This window comes from Roseomonas rosulenta (assembly GCF_016106005.1).
Lineage (GTDB): Bacteria > Pseudomonadota > Alphaproteobacteria > Acetobacterales > Acetobacteraceae > Neoroseomonas > Neoroseomonas rosulenta.
This window is the reverse complement of the sequence record NZ_JACADR010000185.1, coordinates 1-8,813: the sequence shown is the minus strand read 5'-3', so window position 1 is coordinate 8,813 and position 8,813 is coordinate 1. Positions and strand designations below refer to the sequence as shown.

General features: G+C 71.7%; 11 protein-coding genes. 1 reads left to right on the top strand and 10 read right to left on the bottom strand.

Features of this window, described 5'->3' with window-relative positions; all coding sequences use genetic code 11:
- Positions 1-180 precede the first annotated feature (180 nt).
- Positions 181-570, top strand: coding sequence for a RidA family protein (locus HW578_RS18610; RefSeq protein ID WP_198372207.1), 390 nt, complete (start codon positions 181-183; stop codon positions 568-570).
- Between the two features lie 159 nt (positions 571-729).
- Here HW578_RS18610 and HW578_RS18605 read toward each other — a convergent pair whose 3' ends face one another.
- From HW578_RS18605 to HW578_RS18560, 10 genes are all read right to left on the bottom strand, one after another.
- On the bottom strand, positions 730-1,029 hold the full coding sequence (locus HW578_RS18605) for a phosphoribosylamine--glycine ligase (RefSeq protein ID WP_198372205.1): 300 nt from the start codon (positions 1,027-1,029) through the stop codon (positions 730-732).
- Positions 1,026-1,949: an NAD(+) diphosphatase gene (gene nudC, locus HW578_RS18600; protein WP_198372203.1), complete on the bottom strand. Its 924-nt coding sequence runs from the start codon at positions 1,947-1,949 to the stop codon at positions 1,026-1,028. Before nudC ends, HW578_RS18605 begins: the two co-directional genes overlap by 4 nt.
- Before the next feature lie 177 nt (positions 1,950-2,126).
- Positions 2,127-2,678, bottom strand: coding sequence for an HD domain-containing protein (locus HW578_RS18595; protein ID WP_198372201.1), 552 nt, complete (start codon positions 2,676-2,678; stop codon positions 2,127-2,129).
- Between the two features lie 36 nt (positions 2,679-2,714).
- On the bottom strand, positions 2,715-3,011 hold the full coding sequence (locus HW578_RS18590; protein WP_198372199.1) for a hypothetical protein: 297 nt from the start codon (positions 3,009-3,011) through the stop codon (positions 2,715-2,717).
- A gap of 127 nt (positions 3,012-3,138) precedes the next feature.
- A complete protein-coding gene (gene rho, locus HW578_RS18585; RefSeq protein ID WP_198372197.1) occupies positions 3,139-4,413 on the bottom strand; it encodes a transcription termination factor Rho in 1,275 nt (424 codons plus the stop codon).
- 553 nt (positions 4,414-4,966) lie between these two features.
- The gene (gene hemJ, locus HW578_RS18580) at positions 4,967-5,419 is read right to left on the bottom strand and encodes a protoporphyrinogen oxidase HemJ (RefSeq protein WP_198372195.1); all 453 of its coding nucleotides are present in this window, start codon (positions 5,417-5,419) and stop codon (positions 4,967-4,969) included.
- Positions 5,416-5,709 (bottom strand): DUF1330 domain-containing protein, encoded by a 294-nt coding sequence (locus HW578_RS18575; protein ID WP_198372193.1) that lies wholly within the window; start codon positions 5,707-5,709, stop codon positions 5,416-5,418. The genes hemJ and HW578_RS18575 overlap by 4 nt, the downstream gene beginning before the upstream one ends.
- Positions 5,710-5,767: 58 nt before the next feature.
- Positions 5,768-6,715: a Bug family tripartite tricarboxylate transporter substrate binding protein gene (locus HW578_RS18570; RefSeq protein ID WP_198372191.1), complete on the bottom strand. Its 948-nt coding sequence runs from the start codon at positions 6,713-6,715 to the stop codon at positions 5,768-5,770.
- An 88-nt stretch (positions 6,716-6,803) separates the two neighbouring features.
- Positions 6,804-7,916 carry an NADH:flavin oxidoreductase/NADH oxidase gene (locus HW578_RS18565; RefSeq protein ID WP_198372189.1) on the bottom strand — a complete coding sequence of 371 codons (1,113 nt, stop codon included), beginning with the start codon at positions 7,914-7,916 and terminating at the stop codon, positions 6,804-6,806.
- Positions 7,913-8,701 carry a DUF2272 domain-containing protein gene (locus HW578_RS18560; protein WP_369407924.1) on the bottom strand — a complete coding sequence of 263 codons (789 nt, stop codon included), beginning with the start codon at positions 8,699-8,701 and terminating at the stop codon, positions 7,913-7,915. Before HW578_RS18560 ends, HW578_RS18565 begins: the two co-directional genes overlap by 4 nt.
- Between the last annotated feature and the right edge of the window lie 112 nt (positions 8,702-8,813).

Below are 8,813 nucleotides of genomic sequence, written 5' to 3'. Positions count from 1 at the left end.
GCCGACCTCAACGTGGAGTTCGAATACCAGGTCCGGCGCAACCTGCGCGCGGCGCTGGCCCCGGCCGCGCCCGCCGGCGCGCCGCCCTCCGACCCCGCGGCACCCGCCGCTCCTGCCCAGCCGCCTTCGCTCGACATCTGACGCCGGGCGCCGCCCGCGCCTCATCCGAGGAACTCCGCCATGGCCAAGGTGACCACCTCCAACCCGCCCGGCGCGCCGCAGCCGCAGTCGCGCTACGCGCAGGCCGCGCTGATCGAGGGCGAGGGCCGGCGCCTGATCATCTCCGGCCAGGTCGGGCTGCGCCCGGACGGCAGCCTGGTGGCGGCCCCGGAGGACCAGATCGTGCAGTCGCTGGCGAATCTCGGCGCGGTGCTGGCGGCACACGGCATGGGCCCGGCCTGCATCGTGAAGATGACGGTGTTCCTGACCGACCCGGCGCTGGTGCCGCAGTGGCGCCGCCACCGCGACGCCTTCCTGGCCGGGCATGCGCCCACCAGCACGCTGCTGATCGTGGCGGGCCTCGCCAGCCCGGACTTCAAGGTCGAGGTCGAGGCCGAAGCGGTCGACTGACCGCGCGCGGCGCGGCGCAGCCGGCGCGCGACAATCCGACCTGCGGCCCGAGGGGCCGGCCGGATGGCGGCCGCGGCGGTGCCCTGACGCCAGGGACCGCGGACGCAGGCCGCCCGTCCTGCGCGGCGCACGAGGGTGGAACCCTCGCGCGCCTTGGTATCAGAAGGTGACGCGCCGCACCTGCTCCACCCCGCCCGGCGGCAGCGCGCCGCGCCGCGTCATGCAGGTGCGCCAGACGCGCGGCAGGATCTCCAGCAGCTGGGCGCGCACGCGTTCGTCCTGTGTCGCATTGCCCGAGGTCCCGCTGCTCGCGATGCGCCGCACCTCGGGGTCCTGCTCGGCCTCGCGCCGGCAGGCCTGGGCGTCGGGGCTGTCGTCGCGCGGCACATTGGCCCAGACGCCGCCCTGCTCGCAGGCGGCGAGCAGCACGAGGGCCAGCAGTGCGGCGACGCGTCTCATGCGCCCATCCAGTCCTCGATCAGGCGCCGGGCGATCGAATCCGCCCGCGGCAGGGAGAAGCCCAGCGCCTCGTGATTGCGGATCTGGTCCCGCGTGAACCATCGCGCGTCCTTCAGTTCGTCGGGGTCGATGCGGATCTCGTCGGATAGGCCCTCGGCATGGAAGCCCAGCATGATCGACGACGGAAAGGGCCAGGGCTGCGAGGAATGATACCAGACTTCGCCGACATCGATGCCGGCTTCCTCCTTCACCTCGCGCCGCACCGCCTCCTCGAGGCTCTCGCCAGGTTCCACGAAGCCCGCCAGCGTCGAGTACATGGTCACGTTCGGGAAGCGGTGCGAATGGCCGAGCAGGCAGGCGTCGTCGCGCACCACCAGCATGATCACGGCCGGGTCGGTGCGCGGGAAATGCTGCGCGCCGCAGCCCTGGCAGACCATGACGTGCCCGGCGCTGCGCGGTTCGCAGCGCGACCCGCAGACGCCGCAGAAGCGGTGCTTGGTGCGCCAGTGCATCAGCCCGCGGGCATGGGCCAGCACGCTCGCCTCGCCCGCCGGCAGCAGCCCGGCCACCTGGCGCAGGTCGGTGAAGGTGCCCATGCCCTCGGGCAGCAGCGGCAGCGGGTCGTCGGCGGTCGAGCAATCCACCGCGAAGACCGGCCGGCCCTCCCACAGGCCGAGGAAGGCCCAGGGGCCATCGGCCATGCGCACGGACTGCGCTGCGGCGCCGGTCAGCAGCACCGCCTCGGGGTGGCCCTCGGCCACGCCCTTCATCAGGGACCGCGCGCGCCAGACCGGGGCGAAGAGCGTGTCGGGATGGCTGAGCGCGGCGGCGATGAACTCGGCATCGTCGCGCTTCTCACCGGCACGGTCGAGCGGGCTGCCGGTATAGGCATTGGGGCGGCTGGCGGGGATGGAAAGCATGCTGGCGGAAGGTGCCACGCGGCCCCGCGCGCGTCCATCCGAGGGGCACGCCTGGGGCAACAGCCGACCGGATGGACTCGCCCGGTCGGGTTCCTTGCTCTGGGAAGCGCAGGATCCGGAGCAGCCCATGTCCGGTCGGCGCAACCGCGCAGCGATACCTTTCGACAGGACGCGGCTCTAGCCGCGTGCCTCCTCCGCCAGCCGCGCCAGGGCGGCGCGGTAGGTCTCCTCGAACAGCGTGTCGAGCGCGGGGTTCACGCCCTTGCACCCGGCCGCCACGCGCCCGGCCCAGCCGACATATTCCGTGCGGCGGGCATGGTTCCAGTTGGCGGGCGGGCTGTCGGCGATGGCGCGCAGGTTCGAGATCTTGTCGGCGAGCTTGAGCTGCTTCGCCGCATCCGACTTCTTGGGCGCATGGGAGACCTGCAGCGACTTGCGGATCTCCTTGGGCAGCGACTTGTCGTCGGTCGCTTCCGCGACGATGGCGGCGACCTCCTCGCCGAAGGCGGCGACCAGGTCGGCATGGGTGGCGTCGGTGTCCTCGACCGTGTCGTGCAGCAGGCCGGCCAGGATGGCAGGCAGCGGCGCGCCGTGGTCGGCCAGGATGCCGGCGACCTCGATGACGTGGTTCACATAGGGTTCGGCGGCGGCACCCTTGCGCGCCTGGCCGGCATGGGCGCGGGCGGCAAACAGGGTGGCGCGGAGGATTTCGGCGGCGGGGGTGTCCATGCTGTCTCCGTGGTGGCGCACGACAGGCCGCGGCGCTCAGCCGGTGCGGATCAGGGCGGCGAGGATGTCGGTGCGCTCCGCATCCTGCGCGCCGGCCGCGACGGGGCGCCCGGCGCGGCGATACCAGTAGGCGGCGTTGGCGGCGTCGCCCTCGATGCGGTGCAGGTGCGCGTGCACCCAGTCGCAGTCGGGCGTGCCTTCATGCGCCTGCACGATGGCATGCGCCTGGTTCCAGCCGCCGCGCGCGGCGTGCCAGAGCGCTGCCAGCGCGAGCGGCAGGCCCGCCGGAGGTTCGGCGGCCGCGAGCGACTGCGCGAAAGCCTCCGGCGTCATCGCTCAGGCGTTCTTCGCGTCATGCCGAAGGCATGCCAGACGGAAGGCGGATGCGGTGAACACTCTCATGTGTTCATCGCGTCATGCCGAAGGCATGCCAGACGGAAGGCGGATGCGATGAACACCCTCAGGTGTTCATCGCATCGAAGAAGTCCTGGTTCGTCTTGCTGTACTTCAGCTTGTCGGTCAGGAATTCCATCGCGTCCTGCGTGCCCATCGGGTTCAGGATGCGCCGCAGCACCCACATCTTGGACAGCGTGCCGCGATCGACCAGCAGCTCCTCCTTGCGGGTGCCGGACTTGGTGATGTCGATGGCGGGGAAGACGCGCTTGTCGGACAGCTTGCGGTCCAGGATGATCTCGCTGTTACCGGTGCCCTTGAATTCCTCGAAGATCACCTCGTCCATGCGGCTGCCGGTGTCGATCAGCGCGGTCGCGATGATGGTCAGCGACCCGCCTTCCTCGATGTTGCGCGCCGCGCCGAAGAAGCGCTTGGGGCGCTGCAGCGCGTTCGCGTCCACACCGCCGGTCAGCACCTTGCCGCTCGACGGCACCACGGAGTTGTAGGCGCGGCCCAGGCGGGTGATGGAGTCCAGCAGGATCACCACGTCGCGCTTGTGCTCGACCAGGCGCTTGGCCTTCTCGAGCACCATCTCGGTCACCTGGACGTGGCGCGTGGCCGGTTCGTCGAAGGTGGAGGCCACCACCTCGCCGCGCACGGTGCGGGCCATGTCGGTCACTTCCTCGGGCCGCTCGTCGATCAGCAGCACCATGAGGAAGACTTCGGGATTGTTCGCCGTGATCGACTTCGCGATGTTCTGCAGCATCACGGTCTTGCCGGTGCGCGGCGGGGCGACGATCAGCGCGCGCTGGCCCATGCCGATCGGCGCGATCAGGTCGATGACGCGATGCGTGTTGTCCTTGGTGGGGGACTTCGCGACGCTCTCGACCTCCGGGTTCTCCATCTTGAGCCGGCGGTTCGGATAGAGCGGCGTGAGGTTGTCGAAGTTGATGCGATGCTTGAGCGCCTCGGGCGGCTCGAAGTTGATGTTGTTGACCTTCAGCATCGCGAAGTAGCGCTCGCCATCCTTGGGCGCGCGGATCTGGCCTTCGACCGTGTCGCCCGTGCGCAACGCGAAGCGCCGGACCTGGGCCGGCGAGATGTAGATGTCGTCGGGCCCGGGCAGGAAGTTCGCCTGCGGGGAGCGCAGGTAGCCGAAGCCGTCGGGCAGGATCTCGAGCGTGCCTTCCCCGAAGATCGCCTGGTCGTTCTCGGCCAGCGTCTTCAGGATGGCGAACATCATGTCCTGCTTGCGCAGGGTGGATGCGTTCTCGACGTTCAGCTCCTCGGCGAAGGCGAGGAGGTCGGCGGGGCTTTTGGCCTTGAGTTCGGAGAGGTGCATAGGGTCCTGGACGGCGTCCGAGAGCGGGGAATTGGCCGGGACGTTCCCGCGGGCCTGGCGATGGAAGCCGGTGCCTGCTCGCCCGGATCGGCGCCGGGAACCGGCACGATGGGCAATGTCCCGAGAGGAAGGAAGGAAGTCGCGGCTCAAGGCGCGGGGCGCCCCGCGCCGCAGGCGGGAAGCGATCTAAACCCTAGGAAGGCCGGAGCCGCCCGTCAACCGGGGATATGCGGGCGCGCCGGGGCGGCTGCAAGGGCACGGCCCCTGCCCCACCCCTCCCGCGGATCACGCGCGACCGCGTGATCCGGGAGCGCACGGCGCGACCGCGCCCAACAACCCCTTCGCCACCCGAGGGACAGCGCACGGCGCGCAAGCCAAGCCCCCGAAGCGGGCGCCCGGCGCCTGAGGGCCAACAAGGACTCGGATCGCGGTTGCCGCAATCCGGGAGCGCACGGCGCAACCGCGCCCCGACCATCAGTCGCCGGCGGCGTGCCAGTGCAGGGCGTGAAGGCAAGCGGCCCGGACGGGCCGCGCCCGCCGTTTGAGGCTCATCTCAGAACGGCTTCGCGATCACCATCACCACGATCAGGATCAGCGCCAACGTCGGCACCTCGTTCATGATGCGCCAGCCGCGCTCGCTACGCGTGTTCGCGTCGCGCTCAAAGCGCTTTCTCGCCACGGCCAGGTCCATGTGGAACCAGGTCATCGCCAGCAGCCCGGCCATCTTCCCGTGCCACCACCCCGCGTGCCAATCCACCACGCCGGGGGTCAGCACCAGCAGCAACCCGAAGCCCCAGGTCCAGATCATCGCCGGATTCATGATGGCGCGCAGCAGGCGGCGTTCCATCACCTTGAACAGCTCCGACTGCGCCGAGCCCGGCGCCACCTGGCAGTGATAGACATACAGCCGTGGCAGGTAGAACAGCCCCGCCATCCAGGCGAAGGCGCCCAGCAGATGCATCGACTTCACCCAGGGGTACCAGGGTGCCAGCGCCTCGATCGTCACGCCGGCAGGCCCTCGACCAGCACCAGGCTGCCGGTGGTGGACGCCAGGCGCATCGCCAGCAGCGGCGCGTAGTCGGGGCTGTCGTAGAAGGCGCGCGCCGCGGCCATGTCCGGGAATTCCAGGATGACCAGGCGGTTCAGGCCGTGCTCGCCTTCCTTCGCCTCGATGGCGCCGCCGCGCGCCAGGTAGCGGCCGCCGAAGCGCGCGATCACCGCCGGCACGCCGGCGCGATACGCCTCGAAGCCGGCAGGGTCCTGCACGGTGATGTTGGCGATCAGGTAGGCGGCCATGCGCGGTTTCCTTGAGCGGGCGGCGCAGGATGGCTGCGCCGGCGTGGTCGCGGCAAGCTCAGCGCGCTCGCAACAGGCCCAGGTCGCGCAGCAGCCCCTCATTCGCCGCACTCTCGGCCGCGAAGGTCTCGCGGAAGGCCGTGCCCGGCAGGAAGGCCGGCACCGAGGCGAGCCGCTGCGCCGTGGCGCGGAAGCCCTCGCTGGCGACCGCCGACTCGCAGGCGCGCTCGATCGCCGCGGCCGCCGCATCCGGAATTCCCGCCGGCGCGATCAGCCCGCCATGCGACGACCCCTGCACCGGAAAGCCGAGCTCCGCCACCGTCGGCACGTCCGGCAGGTGCGGCAGGCGCTGCGCCGACACCGCCGCGATCGGCGTGAGCCCGGTCGAGGCCGGGATGGACGACGCCTCAATGAAGGCCTGGATCTGGCCGCCGAGAGCCGCCTGGCTCATCGGCCCCGCGCCGGTGAAGGAGACCATCAGCCCCTCGATCCCCGCGCGCTTCAGCAGCGCGGCCATCAGGATATGCTGCGTGCTGGCATTGCCCGGCGCGCCATAGACCAGCGCCTCGCGCGCGCTGCGCCCATGCGCGACCAGGCCGGCGAAGTCGCTGAAGGGCGCGCCGCGCCCCAGGATCACCACCTGCGGGTTGTCGTAGACGCGGCACAGGAAGCGGAAGCTGTCGAGCCCGTAGGTCAGCGCGATGGCGTGCGGCTGCGCCGTGACCGGGTTGTTCGGCGTGATGCCGATGGTGTAGCCGTCGGACCGCGCACGCGCGAGTTCCGCGGAACCGATCGTGCCCGCCGCGCCGCCGCGGTTCACGACCACCACCGTCTGCCCCAGCGCGCGCGTCAGTTCCGGCTGCAGCGCGCGCGCCATCAGGTCCGTGTTGCCGCCGGGCGGATAGGCCACCATCAACGTGACGGGTCGGGATGGGAAGGCGTCCTGCGCCGCGGCGCCTCCCGCGACGAGCAGCCCGAGCGTGGCCGCGATCCATGTCCTGCGCATGTCGTCCTCCCGTGGTGTCGGGGGAAGGCTACGCGCCCGCGGCCGCTGTGCGAAACCCCGGCCGGGCGTCGCCGCCCGGCCGGTGGCATCACAGCGCCGGCTGCGGCTGGCCGATCGCGGAGTCCATGCGCACCTTCCCCAGCGCCCCCCAGGCGCGGTCGTATTGCGGCGGGATCGCCAGCGCCTCGGTGCGACCGAGCTTCGCCGCGGCGTGCAGCGGCCAGTAGGGGTTCCGCAGGAGTTCGCGCGCCAGGAAGATCAGGTCCGCCTTGCCCTCGGTCAGGATCGACTGCGCGTGCTCGGGTTCGGTGATGAGGCCGACCGCGGCCACCGGCAGGCCCGCGCCGTCGCGCACCGCCGCCGCACCCGGCACCTGGTAGCCCGGCACGAGCGCGATCTTCTGCCGCGGATCGAGCCCGCCCGAGGACACATCGACCAGGTCGATGCCGAGCGCCTTCACGCGGCGCGACAGCTCCACGGTTTCCTCGGTGGTCCAGCCGCCCTCGACCCAGTCCGTATGGGAGACGCGGATCGCCAGCGCCAGCTCGTCCGGGATGGCGGCGCGCACGGCCTTCGCCGTCTCGGTCACGATCCGCGTGCGCCCGTCGAAATCTCCGCCCCAGCCATCGTTGCGCCGGTTCGACAGCGGGCTGAGGAACTGGTGCATTAGGTAGCCATGCGCGGCATGGATCTCGATGAAGCGGTAGCCCGCCTGCACCGCACGCTTCGCCGCCGCGGCGAAGGCGGCGATGGTGTCGCCGATCTCCGCCTCGGTCATGGCGTGCGGCACGGCGAAGTCGCCGAAGGCCTCGGCGGAGGGCGCGATGCAGGTCCAGGACGGATCGGCCGGCCCACTCTGCCAGGCCGGCAGGCGCGACGCCTTGCGCCCCGCATGGGCGATCTGGATGCCCGGCACCGAGCCCACCGCCGCGATCGCCGCGGCGAGGCGCGCATGGGAGGCGATGTGCCCGTCGCTCCAGATGCCGAGATCGCCCGGGCTGATGCGCCCTTCCGGCGTCACCGCCGTGGCCTCGGCGATGGTCACACCCGCCCCGCCCACGGCGCGCGAGACCAGGTGCGCCAGGTGCCAGTCAGTCGGCAGCCCGTCGGGCTTCGCGCAGTACTGGCACATGGGTGCCACGCCGATGCGGTTGCGCAGCGTGACGCCGCGCAGCGTGAAGGGAGAGAACAGGTCGGTCACGATGACGGTGCCCCATTGGCTGGTGGTGGTGGTGCGAAGGGCGGCAGGCGCCCCAGGCGGTTCTCGAAGACGGCGAAGAAGCGCGGCTCGCCGCGGCCCCGAGGCAGCAGCCGCCCCGCGGCGTCGGTGCGGAAGATCGCGAGCGTCACGGCGTCGCGCAGGTTCCCGCCGATGGCATCGACCACTCCGGGTGCCACGCGCACCACGATGTCGCAATGCATCGGGCGGAAGCGCCCGCCATCGGCGGCGCGCTCGCGCCAGCTCGTGATCGGGCGCGACGAACGGTCGGCGCAGACGAGGTCGCCCACCTCCGGCGCGCGTGCCGCCACGTCATGCGGGATGAAGGGCGCGAGCGAGGGAAACCGCTGCGCATCCAGGATCAGCGCATCGAGGTAGAAGGCATGCGCGGCGGAGGGCGGGAATTCCCGCGCATCGACCCCCGCGCCGCGCATCACGAAGGAGATGAAGGCCGCCGACCAGGCGGGCTCGCGCCACAGGTCGGCGCTGCCGTAGCGGTAGCGTGCACGGTTGCGCGCGATCGGCCCGTCGCCGTCCGGCACCGCGCGCCAATAGGCAAGCACGCGCGGGAAGTTCGCCACGTCCGACTCCTGGCCGCGCGGCGCCGCGTCGGCGGATTGCCGGCCCCATTCCTCCCATTCCGCCGCGGCGATGCGCAGCATTCGCTCGCGCGCGCTCGGCGGGTAGGAAAGCGGCGGTTCCACCTCGACGGGGGCCGGCGGCGCCGCGCAGGCCTGCAGCAGGACAAGAAGCAGCAGCGCCGTCACCGCGCGCCCGGGACCCGCCCCCCGTCCCGCCCGCGACCTGCGGATGGGCGCTTCGGCCCGCCAGGCGGTCGCGCCCCGTCCAGGCGCTGCCGGGCACGCCGCGCTCACGCCG

Bases quoted from the DNA above. Each gene is read 5' to 3' on its own strand.
- HW578_RS18610 (WP_198372207.1), top strand. From the start codon at position 181: ATGGCCAAGGTGACCACCTCCAACCCGCCCGGCGCGCCGCAGCCGCAG.
- HW578_RS18605 (WP_198372205.1), bottom strand. From the start codon at position 1,029: ATGAGACGCGTCGCCGCACTGCTGGCCCTCGTGCTGCTCGCCGCCTGC.
- nudC (WP_198372203.1), bottom strand. From the start codon at position 1,949: ATGCTTTCCATCCCCGCCAGCCGCCCCAATGCCTATACCGGCAGCCCG.
- HW578_RS18595 (WP_198372201.1), bottom strand. From the start codon at position 2,678: ATGGACACCCCCGCCGCCGAAATCCTCCGCGCCACCCTGTTTGCCGCC.
- HW578_RS18590 (WP_198372199.1), bottom strand. From the start codon at position 3,011: ATGACGCCGGAGGCTTTCGCGCAGTCGCTCGCGGCCGCCGAACCTCCG.
- rho (WP_198372197.1), bottom strand. From the start codon at position 4,413: ATGCACCTCTCCGAACTCAAGGCCAAAAGCCCCGCCGACCTCCTCGCC.
- HW578_RS18575 (WP_198372193.1), bottom strand. From the start codon at position 5,709: ATGGCCGCCTACCTGATCGCCAACATCACCGTGCAGGACCCTGCCGGC.
- HW578_RS18570 (WP_198372191.1), bottom strand. From the start codon at position 6,715: ATGCGCAGGACATGGATCGCGGCCACGCTCGGGCTGCTCGTCGCGGGA.